Here is a 26,432-nt window from a genome sequence, read left to right as displayed (position 1 = left end):
CTAATTTATTTTCCTGGTAAAGGAAGTGCCCGCTTCTTACTTAGAGTATTATTAGTCACTGGTTGTCTGTGGTATAATAAAACCCTTGGAAATCTTATAAAAAAAACAGATACCGTTGCTATATAGGTTTTAAAAAAATTGTAATCTACAACTGCATACTTTATAAAGTTCCTTGCAAAAAGCTTTAGTATGCTCTTAAGAGGGTACCTATAGTAAACCAAAAAATAAAATCCAGAATTTCTTAACTGCCTACCAAACCTAAAGTAATTGTTTCCTTGTTTTTTTCTTATATCTCTATCTACCCTATGATTAACAGAAATGGTACTTGTATACAAAATATCATAGCCATTATTAATAACTTCTAATGAAACACATGTTTCTTCACCATAAATATCCATCCAAACAGGAAAACCTTTTGTTGAATCATAAACATTTTTTCTTATGGCAAATCCACAACCAACAAACTCACTACATAAATACTCTTGATGTTCTATATCTTCTTTTAAAGCGTCTATATCAGATTTAAAGACACCCCTTATTTCTTTAAATGCAATAACTCCTACTTTTCCGTTTCTTTTAAAAACGTCTTTTACCTTTTCAATAAAATTTTGTTGTAAAGGATGTGCATCATCATCTAGTCCAATTAACAACTCTCCAGAAGCTAGTTTATACAATTCATTTCTTGCTCTAGAAGCTCCAACATTTTCACTAGATAACTGCCATAAAACCCACGGATACTTTTCCTTAAGGTCTATTGAGTTATCTGTACAACCATCTAAAAACACAAGTAACTCATTCTTTTCCTTATTAATAAGAGTCTCTAGAATAGAAATCGTTTTATCTAATTCTAATTTCCTGTCTTTAGAGACTATTAAAATAGAAGCCTCAATCATTTTATGATACTTTTTAAAATTTTTATTTTATCAGAAAAATGAACATTATTAAGTACTAATAACCAAACACTTAAAGAACTCTTAGTTATTCCTGAATTAACCCAAGTTCTTAATATACTTCTTAAACATCTATATTCTAAAATCTTTAGCTCATCTTTACTTAATTCTTTAGCAGCATGAACATTTAACACATTAAACATTTTAATAAGAGTTAGAATATTTTCTTTTAGCTTTTTTTTTGAAATTGATGCTGAATTGTAATAGGTATCATAAATAAAATTTGAATTAATACTAATATTAAAACTTTGCCAATACTTTGCAATAACTTTAGACCTTTCTCTTAAATGCTTCTCTCTATTCTCTTGCGCTCTGTGATTACTATTTTCTACTATTCTATACTTCATTAAAAAGTCAGGCAAATTAACTACTTCTCCTAGTTTGATTATTCTAGTCCATAAATCCCAATCCTCACAAGTATCGATACTCTCGCTATACCACATTTTATTTTCTCTCAAAAAAGAAGATCTAAATACAACCGAGGAATGCCCAAAACAAGCCGAAAACAATAGGTTATATTTAATTTCTAAACTATCAGTAGGATAAACCCAAGGAGATGGATTATTCATTACATTTAAGTCCTTTAACCAATACCCTTGTGTACCGCATAGGGCAATATTGGTGTTGGAATCTAAAAAAGAAATTTGTTTTTCAAATCTATTTGAGTAACACCAATCGTCTGCATCCATTCTGGCTATATACTCATATTGATTTACTAATAACTTTAACCCTTTATTTAAAGTGGCTGCAAGACCAAGGTTTTTTGAATTTCTTATATATTTAACTCTGTTATCATCAATATTTTTAACAAATTGTTCTGTGCTATCTGTTGAACAATCATCTATAACAAATAATTCAAATTCTTTAAAAGATTGGTCTAAAATAGCACTAATAGATTCTCCAAGAAAATGAACTGAATTATAAGTAGGTAATATTACCGCTAATCTATTCATTAAACACTGTTAGTTATTCATTAAAATTATCAATTACTTCTTTTAAATACTTTTCTGAGAGGTAATAATCCAAATCATCTCTATTTAATAAAAGATTATCCGGGTTATTCTTCCATAAAAAATATAATTCTTCTATAATATTGGCAATCTTAGCTACATCATCAATCTCAGCCACATAGGGGTAATCAGGTCCTAATAAGCGTCTAACTTCACTTTCAAAAGGAGATAAAGACATTATCTTTTTATTAGCGGAAACACAATGCGGAAACTTGCCTGGTAAAAATGGGCTAATATCAGACTTAGTTTCAAGAATAATATTAACAGAGACCATCATTTGAATAGCATAAACATCATTAAAGGGAACAGTTTTGTCTACAACAATTAATTCTGGCATCTCTTCATGAAAAGCGCTTAACATATTCGAAAAACGCGTTGTATTACCTATTAAAATTAATTGAACATCATCTCTATATTCAGGATATTTTTGAAAAAACAACAATAAGCCCTTTAACAAGCCTTCTGGATTTCTTGCATTTAAAAGTCCTCCTGCATGTAATAAGGTAAACCTATTAGTATCTAAAAAATCAGGAAGTTTAATTTTTTCTGTATTCAATTCAAATTGTTGATGTGGTATAATCACACCATTTCTATTACAATTATCAAAAAATTGCCCCATCCATTCTTTTAGCAACAAGCTTGGAAATATGGTATACTTGGCATTTGTGGTAACTTCCTTAAAAAAGGCTTCTTTTATTTTATACCCAGGCTCTTTAAATCTGTACGGTTGCGGGTAATAAGAAAAAGGAAATGGATCATGTATGTATGCTAACCACTTATCATGTAATGCTGTTATTTTGTTTATGGCGTAATGAGGTCTATAACTAGCTGCTTTACTTAAAGTTAAAACATGGTCTACCTCAGAAAAGTTAATATTTTTTATCGCCGATATAATACTATTTACATCATTAAAATAAGTAAAAGAGAAGCCGAACAATGGCTCTAGTCGTTTTGCCAAATTAACCTTAAGATATCTTTGTATTAATCTTTGAATCCGGCTTAGCACAAATAAAAAGCTGTTACGTATTTCAGGAATTGCTATGCACTCAATATCCTTTAGATGAATATCTTTTCTTGTATAATGGAGTACAGTTAGTCTAATACCAAGCTTAGAGAGGCTTCTTATTAATGCAACTCTTCCCTTTGATGCGCTACTATCATTAACATCAATAGATTCAACTATCACTAATATATGTTTTTGTTTTTTAAACATAATATTAACTCATGTTGCTAATCAAAATATCAACGATGCGCTTAGCACTTTTACCATCCCATTTTTCAGGTATCTTTCCTTCTTTCCATCCCTCATTAAACAATTTATTTAAGTACAATTTAATACGCTCCGATTTGGTTCCTACTAGTTCATTTGTTCCAATTGTTACCGTTTCAGGCCTTTCGGTACTATTTCTAACAGTTATGCAAGGTACTCCCATGACTGTTGTTTCCTCGGTGATACCACCAGAATCTGTAATTACAACTTTGGCGTATTTAGTAAGGTAATTAAACTCTAAATACCCTAAGGGAGGTATTGTATAGAGCCTGTCATAATTAATATTAAGTTGATTTAGAGTTTTAAGTGTTCTTGGGTGAACAGGAAATACAACGGGTAATCCATTTGAATTTTCACAAACAGTATCTATTATTGCTTTTAAACTATTTTCTGCATCTACATTAGAAGGCCTATGCATTGTAAGTAATACATAACTTTTTTCTTGTAAATTTAAATCTGCCCAAACCTTGGGAGGTTTAAAGCTTGACATGAATTTATTAAGTGTATCAATCATAACATTTCCAACAAAATAAATATTAGATTCGTTAATACCCTCTTTAATCAAATTTTCTGAAGCTGTTTTAGTTGTTGTAAAATAATAGTCTGTAAGACTATCTGTTACAATTCTATTAATTTCTTCGGGCATGGCCAAATCTCCAGATCGTATTCCTGCTTCAACATGTATAACCTTAACTTGAGCTTTTTTTGCCACAATAGCACAAGCCATTGTTGAGTTTACATCACCTACTACAAGACATAAATCTGGTTTTTCTGTTTTTAATAGATTCTCATAACTTATCATTATTGCAGCTGTTTGGCTTGCTTGAGACCCGCTACCAACTTCAAAATTTAGATCAGGTTTAGGAATATTTAACTCTTCAAAAAATTGAAGACTCATGTTTTTATCGTAGTGTTGGCCAGTATGAATCAGCCTATAGTTAATTTCATACCCATCAGCCTTTTTACTCTTTATAGCATCAATAATAGGTGCTATTTTTATAAAATTTGGACGAGCTCCCGCAATAATATCAATATTCATATACTAGGTGTTGCTTGAATTAATACATCCAATAAAAACGTATTACTTACAAGCATTTTATTTTTTATTATCCCAAAAATGCAATTAAATCATTTTTAAAACAATTATAATGTTAATTTAAAATTTTAGAATCATTGCTTAAGTAAAAAATAAGTTTCATTAGGTGACAATACCAATTTATTTTTACCAATTCTGACGCCAATCTATATCTTGTTTCACTATCTTAGCTGGATTACCCATTATTATAGTATTGGTGGTATTAAAATTGCCAGAAACTATGCTTCCCAAACCTACCAAGTTAGTAGAAGACAACTTTGTTCCTGGTGCAAATCTAGAAGCCGAACCAATATAAACATTGTTTTCAATTTTGATGGACAAGTCTTTTGTTGCAGTTTTGGTATGAATTGATCCATGTGTCCAAAACTGAGAATCTCTACCAGCTACCCAGGTATTATTACCCAAAGCTATATTATTATATAAATCAAAAAAATGATTATTAATTATTCTTGAATTTTCTCCAATGGAAAACTCTCCGTTTCCTAAAAAAAGATTCCCAGAAAAAATTTTAGTGTTAGCTCCTATTTTTAGACTTTTACATGAAAATGTATTCCTGTTTCCTATTGATACATTATCTCCAATCGAAACATCTTTGCAATTAATAATTGCCCTACCAATTTTTACATTACTTCCTATTTCATAACTAAATAACCTTTTTAAAAGATATATCTTCAATGAATTTATGGGAAGGTATTTAATAAACCTTAAAACTAGTCCTTTAATGTTCATTGCTGTACTTCTTTTTTAAACGTAAATACATTTTAACGAATGGTCCCAAATTGTACAATAAACTTAGTTTTAACTTATCTTTACTTTTTAACTGCGATTGGCTAATTAGGTGGTTCAATAAATTCCTATTTTTCATTGAAAATGACTTCCAAACAAAATATTTCTGCAATGAGGGAGATAACATTAACATAGTGTTCAAATTACTAATTATTAATTTGCTAGCCTCTATTTTGGAATTAACCCTAACTGTATTCCCTTGGTAAAACTCTCCAGTATTTGATTTTTGATGTTTACGCCCATAAAACAATGTTTTACTTATTGAAACACCTTCAAATCCTTGACTTAAAATCCTTGAATACAATTCCCATTCTTCGGCATACATTAATGTTTCCACAAATCTGTTATTTTCGAAACAATTCTTTCTCCACATTACTGCACAAGAATTAAAAGGCAACTCATTAGTAATTAATTTACCCACATCATTTTTTTTTATGTAAAAGGTTTCATATTCCTTAGATAAATCAAAATCATAATTAAATTCTTCAAAAAAAACGGAACGCTTATACCTGCAAAAAGCCATATTGCTATTTGAGAGTTCTGAAACACAAATCTCTAAATTTTGGGGATGTACAATGTCATCATCATCAAAAAAAATTATAAAGTTTCCTTGTGCCAAATCCAAACCATAATTTCTACACCCTGGTAAACCTTTTAAATACTTATCTGTTCTTTTTAAATAGGTAAACCTTGAATCATCATTTAATAAAGGAACGAGTACTTCTTCTGTGTTATCTGATCCTCCATCGTCAATAATTATGCACTCCCAATCATTAAACGTTTGATTTTGAATTGAATTTAATGACTCTAATATAAAGTGCTCTCTATTATAAGTAGCCATTATTATGGATACTACTGGCTTTACTTTCATTTTAAAAGTTTTTTTACCCATCTCAAAGGCTTTAATATGGTATAACCTATTCTATACTCCAACCTAAGAGTGTTTTTTGTTTTTTCATGTTCTTCTCTTTCTATTCTGGATAAAAGATGCTTTACAAAACCTTCAAAATGTTCTATATATAGTTCTTTATGTTTTATGTATATATAAGTTAGTAAGTCATATTTATTCCTGTTAGCTTTTGATGTTGTAGAATTTTGCCTTTTTCTATAATTAAACAAAGATTCTTTTAGAACAAAAGCTTCCCCGCCTCTTGCTAATAATCTTATGTAGAACTCCCAGTCTTCAAAACCACGTCTCATCATTTCATCATACCCTTCAACATAACTCCAATCACTTTTCTTAAACATAGCGCTTCCCATAGCTACATTTTTTTTTAAAACATCTTTTAAAGTTCCTCCAGATGGTTTGAATACACCTTTTCTTTTATTTTCATAAATTAAATTAGAGTAACAGGTCACTAATTTTACACGACTATAATCTAAAAATGTATTCACTGCTTTTTCGCAAAAAGTGGGTTCAAAATAATCATCGCTATCAAGTACCAAAATATATACTCCCTTAGCTTCTTCTATACCAATATTTCTTGCTGTACTTTGCCCTTTGTTCTCCTGGGTAATTAGTTGATTTATTTTAGACTCTAATTTTTTTAAGACTAACTTCGTTTCTGCATTAGAACCATCATCTACAATAATAATTTCCTTGTTGCTATAAGTTTGATTAATGACAGAGTCTATAGCTTGCTCAATATATTCAACATCATTATAGCAAGGCACAATTATTGACAATAAAGGTTCTTTATTCATTAGCTATACTATAAGTTTGGTTATAAAGTATATTCCATGTTTCATCTATTTCTTTTTTGGCGTAACACTCCTTAATAAACCTAGATGCATTAACACTCATTTTGTATAAAACATCAGGAGTATTAATGAGATACTTAATCTTATCTGCCATACCATTATAATCAAATTCTTCACAAAGATAACCAGTAGTATTTTCTTTAATTGTGTATGGTATCCCTCCCGTATTAAAAGCAACTACTGGTAAACCACAAGCCTGAGCTTCAATAGTTGCTAAACCTTGTGTTTCCGCTCTACCTCCTTCTAAAGAAATTGAAGGAAACAGAAATAAATTATTTTCCCAAAACAACTGTCTAATTTCAGACTGAGATTTTATTCCGACTAACTCCACGAGGTGTTCAATATTGTTATCTTTGACAAATTTTAACAGCGCTTTGCGTTCTTCTCCTTCTCCAACAATAGTTAAAAAAACATTACACCCCATTTCATTAAGTCTTAAAATAGCTTTAAGGGCATAAATATGACCTTTAACTTCGGCTAATCTACCTACAGAAATTATTTTAAATGTTTTATTTACCTTCTTTTCTCTTTGCTTGGAATAAAAGAAATCTGTATTTACACTTATAGGAATAGTCTTTATTTTTTTAGAATTACAACCAATAGCTTCAATTTGTTTTGCTAAATAAGGTGTGTTCGCAATAACAGTATTTGCTACATTGAATAAATCTTTGTAATAATTATGATTCTCAATATACCCGTTAATTGGGAAAAAAGCATCATGTCCATGAAAGGAGACCATAATTTTTCCTTTTAAAACACCTATTCTTTTTAATATATCTAAAGGATGTTTGTTAGTTCCATATTGAATATGAAAAATTTCTGTATCCTTCAATTTTGAGAAAAAACAAAACTGGTACAACCACGTTAAACTAAACTCATTCTGAATTCTGTGGTATTCTAAAATTTTTAACAGATTAAAAACATTAATGAACAGTAAATAGACCCATTTTAATAATCTAAAAACTTTATTCTTTGGAATCCTATAGTCTTCCGTGATAATTTTCTCACAAAGACCATATTTTTCGATTATACTTTCTTGCCTGCTTTTCTTAACAGGTAAAAGATTTTTCACCAATATTTGAACATGAAATCCCAAACTAATTGCTGTAACTACTTGAGTAGTTATAAAAGTTTCTGAAAAACGAGGATATTCTTGTATTTTGAAAATAATGTTTTTCACTTAATTGCTAAGTTAAATATTACCATTCTTTTAATAAATACAAATTTATTGCTTAATCTACACTTATTTTCATTCAGTTAAAAACAGACTCTATACTTAAATAGCATAAACGACTTTAAGATGAGTTTAAGACTTTCTGTAAAGGTACTTTTATAAGAAAGCATACTTCTTAATTTTAGATATTCAAAAAGAGCTCTAAAGGAAAAACTATTTCTTTTTAAGAGATAGTTTTTTAAGAGTTTTTTTTCGACATTACTAAAATAAATTGATACTCCTTCTTTTTTGAAAAAACCATTGTTCCTAATGAGAAATTCATTTTTAAAATCTAAATATTGTTTCACATCCGAGAAACTTCTTTGCTCTTGCCTATAAATCTCAACTAAATTTTCTTCATGATATAGAGGCAGATCTTTATAAACATATTTAATTAATTTAATACGTGTTTTTATTGCGCTTTCATTTTGTTGCATTCTCCTAACAGCCGACACCTGAGAAGTATGTTTTCTATATTCTAAATATACCTTCTGTAAATTATGAAGTTTCCCAAATGTCATTAACTCAACCCATAAATCATAATCTTCTGCTGGCTCTCTTTCTTTATTGTATTGTATCTTATGTTCTCTAATAACTGAACTTCTCATCATTACAGAGGGGTGTGCCATAGAGTTCCCACTAAGCATTGCCAGCTTAATATCCCCATCATATTCCGGCAAACCAATAGTAGTCTCCGTATTGAGATACTTAAAAATGGTTCCACAGGCAACAACATCTTCGTTATTTTCTAAAAAATCTACTTGTGCTTTAAACCTATTTAATAAACTAACATCGTCTCCATCCATTCTAGCAATATACTTGCCATTCACTAATTGTAATGCATAGTTTAAGCTATTGGTATACCCAGTATTCTTTGGTTTTTCAATAAATATAATACGTTTATCATCAAACCCCTTTATAATGTCCTTAGTTTTATCAGTAGAACAATCATCTATAATTAATAATTCAAAATCCGTAAATGTTTGGTTTAAAATACTATTAACAGATGCTTCAATGTACATTTCGCAATTGTAAACAGGCATAACAACAGAGACCATAGGTTTTTTTTCCATTATATATACGCTTTGTTTAAACCAATTGTTAATTCGCCGGATTCTAAAAGAAAGAATCCATAGGATTTTAAAATATCATAAATTGATTCCCGAATATCATACTCATCATGTATTTCTATGGCCAATATTTTTGTTTTGTTTAAAAAAGAGGTATCATTTTCTTTATTAAATATAAAGCGTTCAGCTCCTTCAATATCAATTTTCAATAGGGATATAACCTCTATATGATTTTCCTGTATAATTTCATCTATAGTTATTCCTTCAATTTCTCCTTTGGAGTTCTCTATTGTTTCTATGGACCAATCTTTACCATCTCTGAAACCATTAGATATATTATAATTAACACCTTTTTTATGACTTAATGCTTTACTATAAATCTTAACATTTGTAAGGTTATTTAGTTCAAACACATTAGTCCTAAAAATGTTAACGTTTTCTGGCGAAGGTTCCACAGCATAAGTGTACATTTTTTTTGAATTTATATGCTTGTTAAGATATAATGTAGTATAACCGACATTGGCCCCTGAATCAATAACTATTAGTCTTTCGGAATTACTAAAATTGAGGTTTATTAGCGTAGATACTATTCCAAACTCTTCGAAATTAAAAATCTGTCTAAAAACACTATAATCGCTATGAAGATGATCTCGTACTTTTAGCTTAATTCCATGTTTTGTAATTATATCATAAATGTTATTTTCATAATTGAAAGTAGCTATTTCAGAATTCTTCTCTAGAAATCCTTTAAATTTTTCTTCAGGAGGTCTATTATCTGGAAAAAAAAATCTGTAAATCTTTCTCAGTTTTTTAAGGTTACTCATTTCTATTTTTTATTGAAAATCCATATGTATTATACGGCCCGAATTTTAGTATTTTAACACTTGTAAATCTGCATAAAAGGACTTACAGCTATTCAACTAAATTTATATTCATTAAAGACCAGTATTACCTTGTAACATCAAAATCATTTCTTTTTGAAACTTAAATAATTTGAATCCGAAATTCTATTTGATACAACGCTATTTATTACTTCTTTGGTTTTTAATCTTTTGAATTTATTGATAAATAATCTATACCTACTAATTTTAAAAATTAATAAACTTAAAATTGCCTTACGTAATAAATAAAATTTAAAATATCTGAGTTTTTTATAGTCCTCAGAATTAACATTAGCATATTTTACATAAATTTTATTCAAAAATTGTTGATAATATTTCTCGGAACCGGGTTTTCCTTCTGCATAATTGTTATTTTCACTATCATGATAAATTAGGGCACTTGGAATTATACCTATTTTAAACCCATGGTATTGAACTCGTTGACAATAATTATCATCTTCTCCATACATAAAAAAAAGTGGATCAAAACCTCCTACAATAGAAAATACCTTTTTAGGAATGAACCATGCTGCTGCATTAATAAACCTTACATCATATATGTTTTTCGAAAATTTCTTTGTGACTAAATCTGAAATAAGCGGAGACATATGTGTAACTTTTTGAAAACTATAATCTAAGGCATCACCTCTTCCATTAAAATGAATTGGAGAAATAATACCGAAATTCAAATTGTTTTTATACGCTAAAACCATTTTTTTTATACAATCTACTTGAGTATAAACATCTTGATTAAGTAAAAAAACAGCATCAGCTCCAATTTCTAAGGCATAATTTATTCCAACATTATTAGCTTGTCCAAAACCTAAATTATTCTTCTGAGCAAAAAGTTTTACCATAGGGTAATTTTCTTTAACAAAACTTAATGTTTCATCTTTTGAGTTATTGTCAACAATAACAACATCACATTGTTCAGTTATACACTGCAAACATCCATTTAACCATTTTATACCATTATAAGTAACAATTACAGCTACTACTTTCATAATTAATATTTTAGGCTAGTTAAAATTTTCTGTAAACTTCTCATATCAGCAATATCTATCCATAATCGAGAATTCTCACCATTTAACGCATCTAATAAGCTACCAAAATCGAATAGATAAACATTAAATCCTTTTTTCAAAATTCTTTTTTGAAGTATTCTTCCAGGGCACCCCATGGCCACCACAACAACCTGAAAATTATTTTTCTTCATGTTTAAAAGCTCAATTAAATCATTTTCAATTCTATCAATTTCATCATAAGAATTTGAAACAGGTGTTTTTACATGTATTTCTCCAAATAGTTTTTTAACTATTTCAATTTTTACTTTCTCATTTCCTACAAAAATTGGGTTATATGTTTTTAAAAATCTCAAAAACTCCATACAATTATCTTGATCGAACGTTGATAAATAATGTAAAGCTACTGGAGTATAAATTGTTTCAAGATTGAAATATTTATGAGTTACTGCCAAGTAATTAAGAGCATTTTGGTCACTAATCAAGTGCATATCTTCTTGCATTCCCTTTTCAAATCCAAATAGTTTTGAATGAATGGCTAGGGCTTTATGTAATTCCCCTATATTTAAGCTAAAGGCCTGTTTCATTTCCTTTGCAATTTTGGGGTTAGCCTTATGAAGTATATCATCTAATCCTCTCATTAAATATATATCTCCATCTCCAAATCTTAAATATGCACCTCTCTTTTCTTCCCTTATGGTTCTCTTTATATCATTAAGTGTCTCTAAAGAAGTTTTTATTTTTACACTTTTCAAGAAATACTTGTGCATTTTATCTGTTATCTTAGGCCATTTGCTTTTAGTTCTATATAACCCCAAAAGACTTAAAAATCTTTTTATTTGTTTTTTAATTAAGACCATTTGGAACTCAAGAAAGTTTTTGGTGACCAAATCGATGTATATTCAAATCCTGTAGAAAGAATGTCGTGTTCCGAAATTTTAAAACTAATAGCTTTGTTCCAATTATCAAAATTATCATCTCCCGGAACATGCAATACAAATCGAAAGGTATATTCACCTGGAATTAAAGCTTTCGTGTCAATTATACATTCAATAGAATCTGTCTTATTCGAATAATAAACATTATTCATTTTACCACTTGAACATATTGCTTGATCTTCATCAAATTTGTCTTTAATAAACCAAACTACCGAATAATCTCTAATTTCACTGCTATCTGGAATAATGGATAAACACAGTTTAACCGATTCTCCTGCTTTAAAAATACTTTGTACTTTTCCATTAACATCATGTAACGCGCATCTGGCGATTTTTGGCCCTGTAGTATTGGGATAATCTTGTCTGCTTTTAGGATTCTCAAATGAAAGGTTTAAACTTTTGCTAAAATAAAATTCTACAGCTTCTTCTGTAGTTCCCCTATATGCAATAGTTCCATTATGCAATACAATAGAATTTGAACACAACTTTTTAACTGTGGCCATATTATGGCTAACAAACAAAACAGTTCGTCCTTCCCCCTCACTAATATCCTGCATTTTCCCAATAGCTTTTTTTTGAAATTCGGCATCTCCTACAGCTAAAACTTCATCTACAACTAAAATATCAGGTTCTAAATGTGCGGCTACAGAAAAGGCCAATCTTACAGTCATACCAGAGGAATATCTTTTTACCGGAGTATCAATATAAAGTTCACAGCCTGAAAAGGTTATTATATCCTTGATTTTAGAGCTGATTTCTGCTTTTGTCATTCCTAAAATTGCACCATTTAAATATATATTTTCACGACCAGTCATTTCCGGATGAAACCCTGTACCTACTTCTAGTAATGAAGCTATGCGTCCTTTAGTTTTTATTTCTCCTTTGGTTGGACTTGTAACTCTTGAAAGTATCTTTAATAATGTAGATTTACCTGCTCCATTTTTTCCAATAATACCTAAAACCTCTCCTCTTTTAACTTCAAAACTTATATCCTTTAAAGCCCAAACGTAATCTGACTTTCCTTTAGAACTTCGATCATTGGTCTCTCCTATTTTCAAATAAGGATCTTCTTTCCCTCTAATTCTATTCCACCATCTATTTAAATCATGACTGATTGTACCAGTACCAACTACTCCTAGTCTATATTGTTTAGATATGTTTTCCGCCTTTAATATAATTTCTGCCATTACTAAACCGTATCTATAAAACTTTTTTCAGTTCTGTTAAAAACCGCTAAACCGAATAAAAATGTAACTATACTAATTAATAGAGTATAATTAAAACCAATCCAATTAATACTACCTGTATTTAAAAACATTATTCTAAATCCTTCAATTATCTGAGTCATTGGGTTATACTCCACAAAGGGTACCACCCAATCAGGAAATTTTAACCGAGCCTCAGAAACAGGATAAGGCACAGCCGAAATATACATTAACAGCTGTACACCAAAACCTACCACAACTGTTAAATCCCTATACTTAGTTGTCATTGAAGAAATAATCATTCCAAAACCTAGACCTAACAACGCCATCATTGAAACATATATAGGGAAGAGAAAAATACTTTTACTCAAACTTAAAGGTTTTCCTTGAAAAACGTAAAACATATAGAACCCAATAAAAATTCCCATCTGTATTCCAAACTTAAGTAAATTAGAAATAGTTACTGATAAAGGTACTATGGCTCTTGGAAAGTATACTTTACCAAAAATGTTTTGATTTTTAGTAAAGGTACCCGAAGTACCTGTTAAACATTCTTTAAAATAATTCCAAGCAGTAATACCTGCAAGATTAAATAGAAAAGGAGGGATTTCTTTTGTATCTACCTGCCCAAGGTTATTAAAAATAAGAGTAAAAATAATTGATGTAAATAGGGGTTGAATAATATACCAAATTGGCCCCAGAAGTGTTTGCTTGTAAACCGTTATAATATCTCGTTTCACAAACAAAAAAAGCAAGTCTTTGTACCTCCAAATCTCTTTAAAGTTGAGATTTAACGCCCTATTATCAGATGAAATGATATAAAGCCATTCGCTGGGTGTTCTTTTCCTTAACAACTATTCTAAACTTAAATTTTAAATTTACATTTTACCCTTAGAAAAAACTGATTTCAGTCTTTGCAGCACACCTGATTTCTTAGATGTATTTTCAAGATATCCATTAGCATAGTTTCCATACCCATAGCCATAACCGTAACCATAGCCATAACCAGTTTTATGGTCATACCCATTGTATACAATACTCACATTACTAACCTGCTTAGTTTTATACTTTTCATTAATAACATTGAGCATCTCCTTTTTAGTGTACCCTTGCCTTACGACATATAATGATACATCGGCAAAATCTATAAGTTCTAAAGCATCAGAAACAAGACCTAATGGCGGTGTATCTAAAATTATGTATTCATACTGGGTTCTCAAGTTATTTATAAGGTCTCTTAATTTTTCTCCTATTAAAAGTTCTGAAGGGTTTGGAGGAATTGGTCCGGAAAGAATAACATCTAAGTTTTCTACTTCTGTATCTACTAAAACCTCTTCTAAAGATTTCTGACCTATTAGATAATTTACTATACCGACTTCGTTTTTGATATTAAAATCTCCAAATATTTTGGGTTTTCTCAAATCTAAACCAAGTAGTATTGTTTTTTTACCACTTAAAGCAAAAACCGTTGCCACATTAATAGAGCAAAATGTTTTTCCCTCACCGCTTACCGATGATGTTACTAAAACCGTTTTTGATCCTCCTACATCTTTTTGTTTATAGAAAAATTGTAATCCAGAACGAATAGCTCTAAACGATTCTGAAACCGTAGATTTAGGTGTTCTATGCACCACCAAATTGTTATCCAGTGTATTTTTTCCAATGACACCTATTAAGGGAATATTTGTTAGTTTTTCTATGTCTAAGGGAGAATTTATCTTTCTATCTAGTATCGTCACAAAAAACGCCAACAATACAGGAATTAAAAATGCAACAAAAACCACAAAAACATACCTAATATTTAGGTTTCTACTAATTACCTGAGCTCCTGTATTCTTTGCCGAATCTACAACTACAATATCAGAAACATTGGAGGCCTTTATAATCTCAGCCTCACCTCTTTTTGCTAAAAACACATTATAAGTTTGTTCACTTAAAGTATACTGCCTTTGTATTGTGATTAATCTTTGCTGTTCTTCGGGCAAAGTAGTAAATTGATTATTTACACTTTGAATATTTCTATTAACATATTCTAAATTCTTATTCAGAATATTTTTTGCTGAACTAATGTTTTCTAAAAGTACATTTTTTAAACCTTCTATTTGCCTATCCAAATCATCAAAAACAGAGGCATTACTCCTAACCGAGTATTGAAGCTTAGATTTTTCTACCGATAACTCATTAATTCGAGATACATTCCCAACAATATTTCCATCGGAAATACCAGCAACAGAAGGAGCAGGGATATCTGTAAACGAATCACTCGACTGCAAATATTGTTCAAGGTTATTATAATAATTTAATTGCTGTTTAACAGCCTGTTTTTCATCTTCAAACTTTAAAAGCTTTTCACTTAAAACTTCATTTTCACTATCAAGGTTATAAACTTTATTCTTTCGTCTAAAGTCATTTAAATCTTTAGCATTTTCAGATAACTCCCCTTTAACTCTAGATATTTGCTCATCTATAAATGCCAATGCTTTTGTAGCATACAAATTCTTTCTATCCAATTGATCTTCTTTAAGAACGGTTACGATCATATTTAGATAGTCTACTATCTTTTGTTTATTCTTATCAATTAAGAATATATCTAATATAGGAGTTCCTTTAGAATTAGAAACACTGGTTCTTGCTCTATAACTTGCTACAACACTATCAAAACTGCTAAACTGCAAATAGTACTCGTCTCCTGGATTAAATCCCCTTGCCTCATTTAACACGATCTTACCACTTAAAAATGGCAAATCTACCTGTTCTCCAAAAGCATAAGTTTTATTAAACATACCCATTGAGACCCCCACACTACTAATGCCTTTTGTTAGGTAGTTTTGGACTGAAGCACGTTCTCCCATAAATTCTACCTCAACACTATAAGTATTTGCATCTATACATGTTATCTTAATAGGTGTATTGATAAGCTGCGGTTTGTTGAAATCATGAATAAATCTAAATGGTGAAGCATTATAGATATCTTGTTTTCTAAATTCGCCTTGAACTAAATAACTTTTATATAAACCTAAACGTTCTACTACCTTCTCATGATGAGATCTAGATTTTAGGGTCACAATCATGGTTTGCACCTTGGCCGTTACACCTCCCCAATTAAATGTTAAACTAGCGTTTGAAGTAAATAACGGGTTACTATCATCTTCAATAGATATCTTAGTACCTAGTCTATATGAGAACTCCTCTCTTACGTTTTTATAATGTACATAATAACAACCTATGGCCAAAAGAATTAAAAACCACTTCCAATAGCTTAAGGCTTTAAATAAAAATTTTTTAATATCGAAAGCGGCCGTAGATGAAGAGGAAGAAGTAGACTCTAATATATCAAATTCATCATCCATAGTAAGACTATAAGTTTTTAACTAAAAAATAAGTTGATACCAAAACTGAGAATATCGATGCCACTGTAGTAATGGTTTGAGAAGCTGTTTCCCCTGCCCCTAAAGCCTTACGTTTTAATGGCTTCACCATTATAATATCATTTGGTTGAATATAATAATAAGGCGATTTCATTGCCGTTATATCGGTTAAATCAATATGGTGTATTTTCTGTCCATCGGGATATTGCCTTATAACCAAAACATCTGTTCTATCACCTGTAACCTTAATATCACCAGCATTTGCAATAGCATCTATAATATTAACTCTATCTTGAAAAAGTGTGTGCACACCTGCACTTATCTCTCCTACCGTGCTATATCTTAAACCCGCCATTTTAACAGTTACAAAAATCTGCGCTGTTTCTTTGAAATATTGTTTTAAGAGCTCTTCTTTTACTTTAGCTTCTATTTCTTGAACCGTATAGCCCAACACTTGTAATTTACCGAGAATAGGAAATTTGATATCACCATGCATATCAACTGTAAAACCATTAAAATATAAACCACTGTTACCGCCTTGGTTTTGGTTTGTATTTTCTTGAGACACTGGATTGAAAATATTTACCAATTCTTCATCTAGTGCTTTTACATTTATATATAAAATATCATTAACCTGAACTCTGTATGGTTTTGAAAGCTCTCTAATTTGAAGGGAGTCACTGGCTATCGTGCCTTTTTCTTGCAGATACACAACATCTTTATTCGTAATGCAAGAACTTAATAATAAGCTAAATAAAATACAATATAACCAAAAATTAGGTTTCATGAAACGGGGTTTGAATTAGACAAATATAGCCTTTCAACGGGAATAATAAAACTTGAATCGGATTTTATAGTTTTTTGCCCGTTATTTGCAAAAAAGAGCCTTTATGAATTATTTAACTGTAGAAAACATATCGAAATCTTACGGCGAAGTTGTACTTTTTGAAAATCTGTCGTTTAGCATTCATAAAGATCAAAAAATTGCATTTGTAGCCAAAAATGGTACTGGAAAAACCTCTATTTTAAAAATTCTTTCTGGTGAAGATGAAGCTGATGCTGGCAATGTAATTTATAGAAAGGATATTAAAGTTTCGTTTCTATCACAAGACCCTCAGTTTGATGATAATTTAACCGTTGAAGAAACCATTTTTGCAAGTGATAACCCTATTCTAAAAATTATTCACAATTACGAACAAGCACTATTACATCCAGACGATACTGAAGCTTATCAAAAAGCTTTTGATGATATGGAACATCATGGTGCATGGGATTTTGAGACACAGTACAAACAAATCCTTTTTAAACTAAAGCTTGAAAATTTAGAACAAAAGGTAAAATTGTTGTCTGGTGGACAAAAAAAACGTTTATCTCTTGCCAACGCGCTTATTAATAAACCTGATTTGTTAATTCTTGATGAGCCAACCAACCATTTAGATTTAGAAATGATTGAATGGCTAGAAGCTTTTTTTGCCAAAGAAAACATAACACTCTTTATGGTAACGCATGACCGTTATTTTCTTGAGCGCGTATGTAATGAGATTATAGAATTGGATGGGGGTGAGTTATACAGTTACAAGGGCAATTATTCGTATTACTTAGAGAAGAAAGAAGAACGTAAAGAACGAGAAGCTATAGAAGCTGGGAAAACCCAACAACTCTTTAAAAAGGAATTAGAATGGATGCGCAGACAGCCTAAAGCGCGTACCACAAAATCTAAGTCTAGAATTGACGATTTCTTTGAAATTAAACATAAAGCACACCAGCGTAGAAAAGAATACCAAGTTCAATTAGAACTTAATATGGAACGCCTGGGAAGTAAAATTTTAGAATTTCATAAGGTTTCTAAGGCCTTTGAGGATAAAGTCATTTTAAACAGTTTCGATTATACATTTAAAAGAGGAGAGCGTGTTGGTATAATTGGAAAAAATGGTACAGGAAAATCTACCTTTTTGAATATTTTAACGCAAACAGCTCAACCAGATGGTGGTAAAGTGGTTAAAGGTGAAACGGTAAAGTTTGGTTATTACACACAAAACGGGATTACCATAAAACCAGAGCAGAAAGTTATTGATGTTATTAAGGAGTTTGGTGACTATATCCCATTAAAAAAAGGACGCCAAATTAGTGCGCAACAGCTTTTAGAACGTTTTCTTTTCAGTAGAAAAAAACAATACGACTTTGTTGAAAAATTAAGTGGTGGTGAACGCAAACGCCTCTATCTATGTACGGTGTTAATTCAGAATCCTAATTTTTTAATTTTGGATGAGCCTACAAACGACTTAGATATTGTAACCCTTAATGTTCTTGAAAGCTTTTTGCTAGATTTTCCTGGATGTATTATCGTAGTGTCTCACGACCGCTATTTTATGGATAAAATTGTGGATCACCTTTTTGTTTTTAAGGGCGAAGGTGTTATAGACGATTTCCCTGGAAATTACTCAGACTACAGAGCTTATGAAGATAGTCAACCGGTAATTTCTAAAGCTACTGAAGATAAAAAAGACAAAACCTCTTGGAAAGAAAATAAGGCCAGTAAACTTAGTCACAACGAAGAAAAAGAACTTAAGAACATAGAAAGCAAACTGAAGTCTTTAGCCTATGACAAAAAACAACTTGAAGATAAATTCTTAAATCCAGAATTAACGCAAGATGAGATTAATTCACTTTCTGAAGAATTACAAGGTATAATAGATACCATTGAAGCTAAAGAAGAGCGTTGGTTTGAGTTGTCTGAGAAGTTAGAAGGTTAACTTCTCGATACATCTCGATGTAAAATCGAGACACTCGATGTGACAAACCCGACATATAAATAACAAGACCTCAGTTCTAGTGAAATTCTAAAGTATGAAGAATTTAATAGCGAGAACAAATTAAGATATGTTTTATCAAATATTTCAATATGTAAAATTTCTTTTAAAGTCCACCAACCAACATGGTGTACACTCGCCGTTTGTGTATGATTTAGTAACTAAGTGTTTTTATGACCGAACTCGCTATCCAGAATACTTCAAAATCAAGGATTTCATTACACGTCTAAAAAGAGTCAAACTAAAACTTGATGTTACCGATTTTGGAGCAGGAAGTAAAAAGCTAAACACTGAACAACGAAAAGTTTCTAATATTGCAAAAGTTTCAGGTACCACGGTAAAAAGAGCCAAACTTCTTTTTAGAGTCGTAAAATACTTTGAATTCCAATCTATTTTAGAATTAGGGACTTCTTTAGGCTTTTCCTCTCAAGCAATGAGCAAAGGAAATCCTGATGCAAAAATTGACACTATTGAGGGTTGTCCTAATATTTCGAAATACACAAAAAAACATTTTCAAATGTTATGCTTAGATAACATTAACGTTATTACAGGAAATATTGACGAAAAACTTGAAGATTTATCTTCGAAAACATATGACTTAGTATTCTTTGATGGTAATCATCAAAAAGCACCTACTTTATACTACTTTGAAACCCTTTTACCAACTGCACACAACGACACAGTTTTTATCTTTGACGATATCTATTGGTCTAAAGACATGACCGAGGCTTGGGACATTATAAAACATCATCCTAAAGTTAGCATAACTATTGATACGTTTTATTGGGGTTTTGTGTTTTTTAGAAAGGAACAAGCTAAAGAACATTTTTTAATTAGGGTTTAATAACTTTATTTACAAACCCCTTTAAAAAGTAGGTAGTAGTTGCCCTCACATCTGTTTTAATACCGATTTCACCTGCAACATCTTAGAAAATAAAAAAACAAAGGAGTACACTTTAGAAAGAAGTAAACTCCTTCTCTTTTGCCTTTTCCCTTTATAAACTTTAAATTTGAAATATGCGAACACCATGGACTTTAATAGCGTTTATAATAGGTTTTGCATTTGTTCTTTGGAACAATAAAAGATTTAAGAAAAATTTGAAAAAGAAAGATGAAGATTTACACAAAAACAGGAGATAAAGGCACCACCGCTCTATTTGGAGGTACCCGTGTTGCAAAACACCATATTCGAATAGAAAGCTACGGCACAGTAGATGAACTCAACTCCTATATAGGATTAATTAGAGATCAAGACATTAATTCACTGTACAAAGACATGCTTATAAAAGTGCAACATGAGTTATTTACCGTTGGAGCCGTTTTAGCAACAGATCCTGAAAAGGCCATTTTAAAAAACGGCAAAGAACGTTTGAATATCAATAAAATTTCGGATAAGGAAATTGCACTATTAGAACAGGAAATGGATACTATGAACGCGGCGTTACCTCCAATGACGCACTTTGTATTACCTGGAGGGCATCAAACTGTGTCATTCTGTCACATAGCACGTTGTGTATGCCGTAGAGCCGAGCGTTTAGCTACTGCTCTTAATGAGACCGAACCTATTGAAACCAATGTTTTAAAGTACTTAAACCGTCTTTCTGACTACCTTTTTGTATTGGCACGAAAGTTGACACACGATTTACAAGCAAATGAGGTAAAGTGGATGCCCGAGAAGCATTAGGCTTAAGACAGTAGTTACCAATTTAAACACTGTATACTGCTTACTAAAATCCGTAACCCCATTTTGCTGTGAGTATTAACCTTGCATAATAATTGCTTTAAATGTTTGTTACTCAAAGAAAAACGCTCTTTTAATTATTGGTTAAATAATTTACATTTTTCTTGCACGTTTAAACGAAAAAATTATTTTTGCAAAAAAATAAACCCAAAAGAAATGTATTGGACTTTAGAACTAGCATCTTATTTAAGTGATGCACCATGGCCGGCTACTAAAGATGAATTAATAGATTACGCTATTAGAACCGGTGCTCCTCTAGAAGTTGTTGAAAACTTACAGTCTATTGAAGACGAAGGAGATTCTTATGATTCTATTGAAGAAATCTGGTCTGATTATCCAACAGATGAAGACTATCTGTGGAATGAAGATGAATATTAAATAAAATCATGCAGCATAGATTAAAAAGTCTCTAAAAGAGGCTTTTTTTTATTTTAATACCTGCAAAAAACAACATAACATAATGTATCTTTGATTGCTTGTTAAAGCTATAATAAAAAAGATAATTTATGTCATTCAGAGCAAAGCGAAGAATATCTGATACCAAAACAGATTCTTCATTGTCATTCAGAATGACAAGAAATATATAAAACAAAATATATGAGTTTTTTAAATTCTGTCTTAAAAGTTTTTGTTGGAGACAAATCTAAACAAGACGTTAAGGCTATTACACCAATTGTTGACAAAGTAAAATCTTTTGAACCTGCTTTAGAAGGTTTATCTCATGATGAGCTTAGAAATAAAACTGTAGAGTTTAAAGCTAAAATTGCTGAAGCTTGCAAAGAACTAAACGATAAAATTGCTGCACTTACTGAAGAAGCTGAAAATACAGAAGATATTGACAAACGCGAGGACATTTATCAAGACATTGATAAATTACATGATGATGTATATGCTAAAACAGAAGATGTTTTAAACGATATCTTACCAGAAGCCTTTGCTGTTGTAAAAGAAACTGCTAAACGTTTTGTACACAATACTGCCATTACAGTAGCTGCCACAGAATTTGATAGAGTGGTGTCTGGCGAAAAACCATACGTTACTCTTGAAGGTGATAACGCAACTTGGGCTAATTCTTGGGATGCGGCTGGTAAGCCAATTACTTGGGACATGATTCATTATGATGTTCAGTTAATTGGTGGTATTGCCATGCACCAAGGGAAAATTGCAGAGATGCAAACAGGTGAAGGTAAAACACTTGTGGCTACCTTACCTGTTTACTTAAATGCCTTAGCTGGTAAAGGGGTACACCTTGTAACTGTAAATGATTACTTAGCCAAACGTGATAGCGCGTGGATGGCACCTATTTTTGAGTTCCATGGTTTAAGTGTAGACTGTATAGATTACCACCAACCAAATTCTGATGCACGTAGAAAAGCCTACAACGCAGATATTACCTATGGTACCAACAACGAATTTGGTTTTGATTACTTACGTGATAATATGGCGCATGCGCCAGAAGATTTGGTGCAACGTCCGCACCACTACGCTATTGTAGATGAAGTAGATTCTGTATTAGTTGATGATGCCCGTACACCATTAATTATTTCTGGTCCAATACCAAAGGGAGATCATCATGAGTTTAACGAACTTAAACCTAAGGTAGATAATATTGTTAGCGTTCAACGTAAATATTTAACTGGTGTTTTAGCAGAAGCTAAAAAACTGATTAAAGACGGTGATACAAAAGAAGGTGGTTTTAAATTACTACGTGTATACCGCGGTATTCCTAAAAATAAAGCACTTATTAAGTTTTTAAGTGAAGAAGGCATCAAGCAGTTACTTCAAAAAACTGAAAACTTCTATATGCAGGACAACAACCGTGAAATGCATAAGATTGATGAGGAGCTGTACTACGTAATTGACGAAAAAAACAATCAAGTAGAATTAACAGATAAAGGTGTTGAATATATTTCTGGGAAAGATGATCCGAACTTCTTCATTATGCCAGAAATAGGAATGGAAATAGACCGTATTGAAAAACAAGGACTGTCTGCCGAAGAAGAAGCAACACTTAAAGAAGATTTATATAAAGAATTCGGTGTTAAGTCGGAACGTATCCACACCCTAAACCAGTTATTAAAGGCTTACGCTTTATTTGAAAAGGACACACAGTATGTTGTGATGGATAATAAAGTAATGATTGTAGATGAGCAGACAGGTCGTATTATGGATGGCCGTCGTTATTCGGATGGTTTACACCAAGCCATTGAAGCTAAAGAAAATGTAAAAATTGAAGACGCTACACAAACATTCGCTACGGTAACGCTTCAAAATTACTTTAGAATGTACCGTAAATTATCTGGTATGACAGGTACAGCGGTAACAGAAGCTGGTGAGTTCTGGGAAATCTACAAATTGGATGTGGTAGAAATTCCAACCAACAAACCAATTGCACGTGATGATAGAGAAGATTTAGTATATAAAACTAAACGTGAAAAATACAATGCGGTTATTGATGAAGTAACCGAATTATCTAAAGCTGGTAGACCTGTATTAATTGGTACAACTTCAGTAGAGATTTCTGAGTTGCTAGGAAAAATGTTAAGCATTAGAAAAATACCGCATAACGTATTAAATGCAAAACAACATAAGAAAGAAGCAGAAATTGTAGACCAAGCAGGTAGAAGCGGTCAAGTAACAATTGCTACCAATATGGCAGGTCGTGGTACCGATATTAAATTATCAGATGAAGTAAAAGCAGCAGGTGGTTTAGCTATTGTGGGTACAGAGCGCCATGACTCACGTCGTGTAGACCGTCAGTTACGTGGTCGTGCTGGTCGTCAAGGAGATGTTGGTAGTTCGCAATTTTATGTGTCTTTAGAAGATAATTTAATGCGTTTATTTGGTAGTGAGCGTATTGCTAAAATGATGGACAAAATGGGATTAAAGGAAGGCGAAGTAATTCAGCATTCTATGATTTCTAAGTCTATTGAGCGTGCACAGAAAAAAGTAGAAGAAAATAATTTTGGTGTTCGTAAGCGTTTGTTAGAGTATGATGACGTTATGAATGCACAACGTGAGGTAGTTTACAAACGTCGTTACAATGCACTAAATGGAGAGCGTTTACGTGTAGATTTAGCCAACATGATTTTTGATACTTCCGAGGGCATTGCACAAACCAATAAAGGAGCTAATGATTATAAGAACTTTGAGTTCGAATTAATTAGATACTTCTCAATGAGTTCTCCAATTTCTGAGGAAGAATTTGGAAAACTATCCGAACAAGAGATTACCTCTAAAATTTATAAAGCAGCGTTTGAACATTATCGTGAAAAAATGGAACGCAATGCAGAAATTGCTTTCCCTGTAATTAAAAACGTTTATGAAAATCAGCGTGACAAATACAAACGTATTGTAGTACCATTTACAGATGGTGTAAAAAGTTTAAATGTTGTTACAGATTTAGAAAAGGCTTACGAATCTAATGGTAAGCAATTAATAACAGACTTTGAAAAGAACATTGCTCTGGCCATTATTGATGATGCTTGGAAAACGCATTTACGTAAAATGGACGAGTTAAAGCAATCTGTTCAGTTGGCAGTTCATGAGCAAAAAGATCCTTTATTAATTTATAAGTTTGAAGCTTTTGAGTTGTTCAAAACCATGATAGACCAAGTAAATAAAGATGTAATTTCGTTCTTATTTAAAGGAGAATTGCCTCAAGAAACTCAAAGTAATATTCAAGAAGCTAGAGCAAGAAAACAAGAAAAAGTACAAACTTCTAAAGAAGAAATACCAAACCTTGATGAGCGTTCTGCTCAAAGCAGAGCTGCCGGAAATACGCAACAGCAACAGATTGTAGAAACCATTGTGCGCGATAAACCAAAAATTGGACGTAATGATCGTGTTACCATTAAACATGTTATGAATGGTGAAAACAAAACGCTTAAATACAAACAAGCTGAACCTTTAATTGCTAAAGGTGACTGGGTTTTGGTTGAGGATTAATTCCATTCCTGTGAAAAACAGGAATCTCATACATATAAAAAAAGCTCTAATAATTTTTCTGTTGGAGCTTTTTTTATTTTGTTTCCGTGATTGACCTTAAACAAAAGCTAGAAGGATATCAATTTTTCTTCAAAGCTTTAATAACGCTCCTAATAGCAAAAACAACATTCTGAATTTCTTTTCTATCAAAAGTATTTTCCTCTATATAAAATAACATCTCAATTCCTTTATCCAAACATTCAACGAACTCCTCTGAAGAGATACAACTGGTATCAACTAACTCGGATAGGCATTCTAGTTTTTCTTTGTTTAGCATTTGAATATAAATGATTATTTCAAATGTAGTAAAATATTTTCAAATAACTACTAATTAGTAGTAACTTATTAATAGTGAACTTAATTTCTTTACTCTCATGGATAAACCAAAAGAAATTAAGAAGCTTGCTAAACGAATAAAGTCTTTAAGAATTGAAAAAGGCTATAGTAGCTATGAAAACTTTGCATTTGAAAACGGAATACATAGAGCTCAATATGGCAGATATGAAACTGGAACGGACTTACAATATACGAGCCTGGTTAAAATTGCAAGGGCTTTCGATATGACCCTTGAAGAATTCTTTAGTGAAGGATTTGATTAAAAAGAGCATTGTATTGCAAAAAAATAATATGAGAAAATTAGCAATATTAACATTCCAATCACTAGATGGAATAATGCAAGCTCCGAGTGATCCAAAAGAGGATACATCTGGAGCGTTCACAAAAGGAGGCTGGGCTCAAGATTGGTGGAATGAAGTAATGGAACAAGTGATGCGCGAAGCAATGTCAGTTCCTTATGACCTTCTTCTTGGACGACATACTTACGAAATATTTGCGTCACATTTTCCAAATGCCAACAAAGATAATCCTGTGGCCCAAAAGCTCAACAATGCTATAAAGTATGTCGTAGCCTCTAGCAAAAGTCCATTGGAATGGGAAAACACAATATACCTCAACAAAGATTTTACATCTGAAATAATTGAATTAAAAAAGCAAGATGGTCCATTATTACAGGTTCACGGAAGCTGGGAACTCATTCAAGAATTACTGAAACAAAACCTTGTGGACGAGCTACGTCTTTGGACCTTTCCGGTAATTGTTGGTTCGGGAAAGCGACTGTTATCAGAAGGTACAAAATTCAAAAAACTATCACTTATTAAATCCGAAACATGCAAGAACGGCGCAATAATGTCAATTTACAAACCGATTAAAACCATTGATAATTAACCTTAAGCATATAAAAGTAAAGCATAAGGCAAAGGTTAGTTTAAAACCGAAGATTTACAAATAGAAACCCGCTATTACTAATTGCGGAGACCGTTTTACA

The 26,432-nt window shown here is 31.5% G+C and carries 24 protein-coding genes; 7 read left to right on the top strand and 17 right to left on the bottom strand.

Going from position 1 to position 26,432, the window contains the following annotated elements:
* Window positions 1-5: 5 nt before the first annotated feature.
* The 16 genes from FUA24_RS17715 to FUA24_RS17640 form a co-directional block, all read right to left on the bottom strand.
* The gene (locus FUA24_RS17715) at window positions 6-893 is read right to left on the bottom strand and encodes a glycosyltransferase family 2 protein (protein ID WP_148544406.1); all 888 of its coding nucleotides are present in this window, start codon (window positions 891-893) and stop codon (window positions 6-8) included.
* Complete coding sequence (locus FUA24_RS17710; RefSeq protein ID WP_148544405.1) at window positions 890-1,903, bottom strand: glycosyltransferase family 2 protein; 1,014 nt, start codon at window positions 1,901-1,903, stop codon at window positions 890-892. Before FUA24_RS17710 ends, FUA24_RS17715 begins: the two co-directional genes overlap by 4 nt.
* 13 nt (window positions 1,904-1,916) lie before the next feature.
* Entirely contained in the window at window positions 1,917-3,146 is a 1,230-nt protein-coding gene (locus tag FUA24_RS17705; protein WP_187388322.1) for a glycosyltransferase family protein, read from the bottom strand.
* Between the two features lie 31 nt (window positions 3,147-3,177).
* Window positions 3,178-4,269 carry a non-hydrolyzing UDP-N-acetylglucosamine 2-epimerase gene (wecB, locus tag FUA24_RS17700; protein ID WP_148544403.1) on the bottom strand — a complete coding sequence of 364 codons (1,092 nt, stop codon included), beginning with the start codon at window positions 4,267-4,269 and terminating at the stop codon, window positions 3,178-3,180.
* 183 nt (window positions 4,270-4,452) lie between these two features.
* Entirely contained in the window at window positions 4,453-5,001 is a 549-nt protein-coding gene (locus FUA24_RS17695; RefSeq protein ID WP_148544402.1) for an acyltransferase, read from the bottom strand.
* Window positions 5,002-5,044: 43 nt separating this feature from the next.
* On the bottom strand, window positions 5,045-5,983 hold the full coding sequence (locus FUA24_RS17690; protein WP_148544401.1) for a glycosyltransferase family 2 protein: 939 nt from the start codon (window positions 5,981-5,983) through the stop codon (window positions 5,045-5,047).
* Complete coding sequence (locus tag FUA24_RS17685; RefSeq protein ID WP_148544400.1) at window positions 5,980-6,816, bottom strand: glycosyltransferase family A protein; 837 nt, start codon at window positions 6,814-6,816, stop codon at window positions 5,980-5,982. Before FUA24_RS17685 ends, FUA24_RS17690 begins: the two co-directional genes overlap by 4 nt.
* On the bottom strand, window positions 6,809-8,053 hold the full coding sequence (locus FUA24_RS17680; protein ID WP_148544399.1) for a glycosyltransferase: 1,245 nt from the start codon (window positions 8,051-8,053) through the stop codon (window positions 6,809-6,811). The genes FUA24_RS17685 and FUA24_RS17680 overlap by 8 nt, the downstream gene beginning before the upstream one ends.
* A gap of 77 nt (window positions 8,054-8,130) precedes the next feature.
* Window positions 8,131-9,159, bottom strand: coding sequence for a glycosyltransferase family 2 protein (locus FUA24_RS17675; RefSeq protein WP_148544398.1), 1,029 nt, complete (start codon window positions 9,157-9,159; stop codon window positions 8,131-8,133).
* Window positions 9,159-9,980 (bottom strand): FkbM family methyltransferase, encoded by an 822-nt coding sequence (locus FUA24_RS17670; RefSeq protein ID WP_148544397.1) that lies wholly within the window; start codon window positions 9,978-9,980, stop codon window positions 9,159-9,161. The genes FUA24_RS17675 and FUA24_RS17670 overlap by 1 nt, the downstream gene beginning before the upstream one ends.
* Window positions 9,981-10,123: 143 nt before the next feature.
* Window positions 10,124-11,041 (bottom strand): glycosyltransferase family 2 protein, encoded by a 918-nt coding sequence (locus FUA24_RS17665; protein WP_148544396.1) that lies wholly within the window; start codon window positions 11,039-11,041, stop codon window positions 10,124-10,126.
* A 2-nt stretch (window positions 11,042-11,043) separates the two neighbouring features.
* A complete protein-coding gene (locus FUA24_RS17660; RefSeq protein WP_187388320.1) occupies window positions 11,044-11,814 on the bottom strand; it encodes a GT-D fold domain-containing glycosyltransferase in 771 nt (256 codons plus the stop codon).
* 95 nt (window positions 11,815-11,909) lie between these two features.
* Window positions 11,910-13,184, bottom strand: coding sequence for an ABC transporter ATP-binding protein (locus FUA24_RS17655; RefSeq protein ID WP_148544394.1), 1,275 nt, complete (start codon window positions 13,182-13,184; stop codon window positions 11,910-11,912).
* 2 nt (window positions 13,185-13,186) lie between these two features.
* Window positions 13,187-14,056 (bottom strand): ABC transporter permease, encoded by an 870-nt coding sequence (locus FUA24_RS17650; protein ID WP_148544393.1) that lies wholly within the window; start codon window positions 14,054-14,056, stop codon window positions 13,187-13,189.
* Window positions 14,057-14,080: 24 nt separating this feature from the next.
* Complete coding sequence (locus tag FUA24_RS17645) at window positions 14,081-16,552, bottom strand: GumC family protein (RefSeq protein ID WP_148544392.1); 2,472 nt, start codon at window positions 16,550-16,552, stop codon at window positions 14,081-14,083.
* Between the two features lie 7 nt (window positions 16,553-16,559).
* Window positions 16,560-17,357 (bottom strand): polysaccharide biosynthesis/export family protein, encoded by a 798-nt coding sequence (locus FUA24_RS17640; RefSeq protein ID WP_148544391.1) that lies wholly within the window; start codon window positions 17,355-17,357, stop codon window positions 16,560-16,562.
* Window positions 17,358-17,460: 103 nt separating this feature from the next.
* Here FUA24_RS17640 and FUA24_RS17635 point away from each other — a divergent pair, with 103 nt between their 5' ends.
* The 5 genes from FUA24_RS17635 to secA all read left to right on the top strand — a co-directional run bounded on the left by FUA24_RS17635 (window position 17,461) and on the right by secA (window position 25,069).
* Entirely contained in the window at window positions 17,461-19,323 is a 1,863-nt protein-coding gene (locus tag FUA24_RS17635) for an ABC-F family ATP-binding cassette domain-containing protein (RefSeq protein WP_148544390.1), read from the top strand.
* Between the two features lie 127 nt (window positions 19,324-19,450).
* Window positions 19,451-20,224, top strand: coding sequence for an O-methyltransferase (locus FUA24_RS17630; RefSeq protein ID WP_148544389.1), 774 nt, complete (start codon window positions 19,451-19,453; stop codon window positions 20,222-20,224).
* A gap of 267 nt (window positions 20,225-20,491) precedes the next feature.
* Window positions 20,492-21,064, top strand: a complete 573-nt coding sequence (locus FUA24_RS17625; RefSeq protein ID WP_148544388.1) for a cob(I)yrinic acid a,c-diamide adenosyltransferase — start codon at window positions 20,492-20,494, stop codon at window positions 21,062-21,064.
* 213 nt (window positions 21,065-21,277) lie between these two features.
* Window positions 21,278-21,499 (top strand): DUF2795 domain-containing protein, encoded by a 222-nt coding sequence (locus tag FUA24_RS17620; RefSeq protein ID WP_019387375.1) that lies wholly within the window; start codon window positions 21,278-21,280, stop codon window positions 21,497-21,499.
* A 219-nt stretch (window positions 21,500-21,718) separates the two neighbouring features.
* The gene (secA, locus tag FUA24_RS17615) at window positions 21,719-25,069 is read left to right on the top strand and encodes a preprotein translocase subunit SecA (RefSeq protein WP_148544387.1); all 3,351 of its coding nucleotides are present in this window, start codon (window positions 21,719-21,721) and stop codon (window positions 25,067-25,069) included.
* Between the two features lie 118 nt (window positions 25,070-25,187).
* On the opposite strand, the gene FUA24_RS17610 is transcribed toward secA, so the two are convergent.
* The gene (locus tag FUA24_RS17610) at window positions 25,188-25,385 is read right to left on the bottom strand and encodes a hypothetical protein (RefSeq protein ID WP_148544386.1); all 198 of its coding nucleotides are present in this window, start codon (window positions 25,383-25,385) and stop codon (window positions 25,188-25,190) included.
* Between the two features lie 97 nt (window positions 25,386-25,482).
* Between FUA24_RS17610 and FUA24_RS17605 the strand changes: the two genes are divergently transcribed.
* Complete coding sequence (locus FUA24_RS17605) at window positions 25,483-25,707, top strand: helix-turn-helix domain-containing protein (protein ID WP_148544385.1); 225 nt, start codon at window positions 25,483-25,485, stop codon at window positions 25,705-25,707.
* 28 nt (window positions 25,708-25,735) lie between these two features.
* Window positions 25,736-26,332: a dihydrofolate reductase family protein gene (locus FUA24_RS17600; protein ID WP_148544384.1), complete on the top strand. Its 597-nt coding sequence runs from the start codon at window positions 25,736-25,738 to the stop codon at window positions 26,330-26,332.
* Window positions 26,333-26,432 lie beyond the last annotated feature (100 nt).

The sequence above is a fragment of the Seonamhaeicola marinus genome (assembly GCF_008085455.1).
This window is presented reverse-complemented; position numbering and strand designations above follow the sequence as displayed.

Bases quoted from the DNA above. Each gene is read 5' to 3' on its own strand.
- FUA24_RS17715 (WP_148544406.1), bottom strand. From the start codon at position 893: ATGATTGAGGCTTCTATTTTAATAGTCTCTAAAGACAGGAAATTAGAA.
- FUA24_RS17710 (WP_148544405.1), bottom strand. From the start codon at position 1,903: ATGAATAGATTAGCGGTAATATTACCTACTTATAATTCAGTTCATTTT.
- wecB (WP_148544403.1), bottom strand. From the start codon at position 4,269: ATGAATATTGATATTATTGCGGGAGCTCGTCCAAATTTTATAAAAATA.
- FUA24_RS17690 (WP_148544401.1), bottom strand. From the start codon at position 5,983: ATGAAAGTAAAGCCAGTAGTATCCATAATAATGGCTACTTATAATAGA.
- FUA24_RS17685 (WP_148544400.1), bottom strand. From the start codon at position 6,816: ATGAATAAAGAACCTTTATTGTCAATAATTGTGCCTTGCTATAATGAT.
- FUA24_RS17675 (WP_148544398.1), bottom strand. From the start codon at position 9,159: ATGGAAAAAAAACCTATGGTCTCTGTTGTTATGCCTGTTTACAATTGC.
- FUA24_RS17670 (WP_148544397.1), bottom strand. From the start codon at position 9,980: ATGAGTAACCTTAAAAAACTGAGAAAGATTTACAGATTTTTTTTTCCA.
- FUA24_RS17665 (WP_148544396.1), bottom strand. From the start codon at position 11,041: ATGAAAGTAGTAGCTGTAATTGTTACTTATAATGGTATAAAATGGTTA.
- FUA24_RS17655 (WP_148544394.1), bottom strand. From the start codon at position 13,184: ATGGCAGAAATTATATTAAAGGCGGAAAACATATCTAAACAATATAGA.
- FUA24_RS17645 (WP_148544392.1), bottom strand. From the start codon at position 16,552: ATGGATGATGAATTTGATATATTAGAGTCTACTTCTTCCTCTTCATCT.
- FUA24_RS17640 (WP_148544391.1), bottom strand. From the start codon at position 17,357: ATGAAACCTAATTTTTGGTTATATTGTATTTTATTTAGCTTATTATTA.
- FUA24_RS17635 (WP_148544390.1), top strand. From the start codon at position 17,461: ATGAATTATTTAACTGTAGAAAACATATCGAAATCTTACGGCGAAGTT.
- FUA24_RS17630 (WP_148544389.1), top strand. From the start codon at position 19,451: ATGTTTTATCAAATATTTCAATATGTAAAATTTCTTTTAAAGTCCACC.
- FUA24_RS17625 (WP_148544388.1), top strand. From the start codon at position 20,492: ATGAAGATTTACACAAAAACAGGAGATAAAGGCACCACCGCTCTATTT.
- FUA24_RS17620 (WP_019387375.1), top strand. From the start codon at position 21,278: ATGTATTGGACTTTAGAACTAGCATCTTATTTAAGTGATGCACCATGG.
- secA (WP_148544387.1), top strand. From the start codon at position 21,719: ATGAGTTTTTTAAATTCTGTCTTAAAAGTTTTTGTTGGAGACAAATCT.
- FUA24_RS17610 (WP_148544386.1), bottom strand. From the start codon at position 25,385: ATGCTAAACAAAGAAAAACTAGAATGCCTATCCGAGTTAGTTGATACC.
- FUA24_RS17605 (WP_148544385.1), top strand. From the start codon at position 25,483: ATGGATAAACCAAAAGAAATTAAGAAGCTTGCTAAACGAATAAAGTCT.
- FUA24_RS17600 (WP_148544384.1), top strand. From the start codon at position 25,736: ATGAGAAAATTAGCAATATTAACATTCCAATCACTAGATGGAATAATG.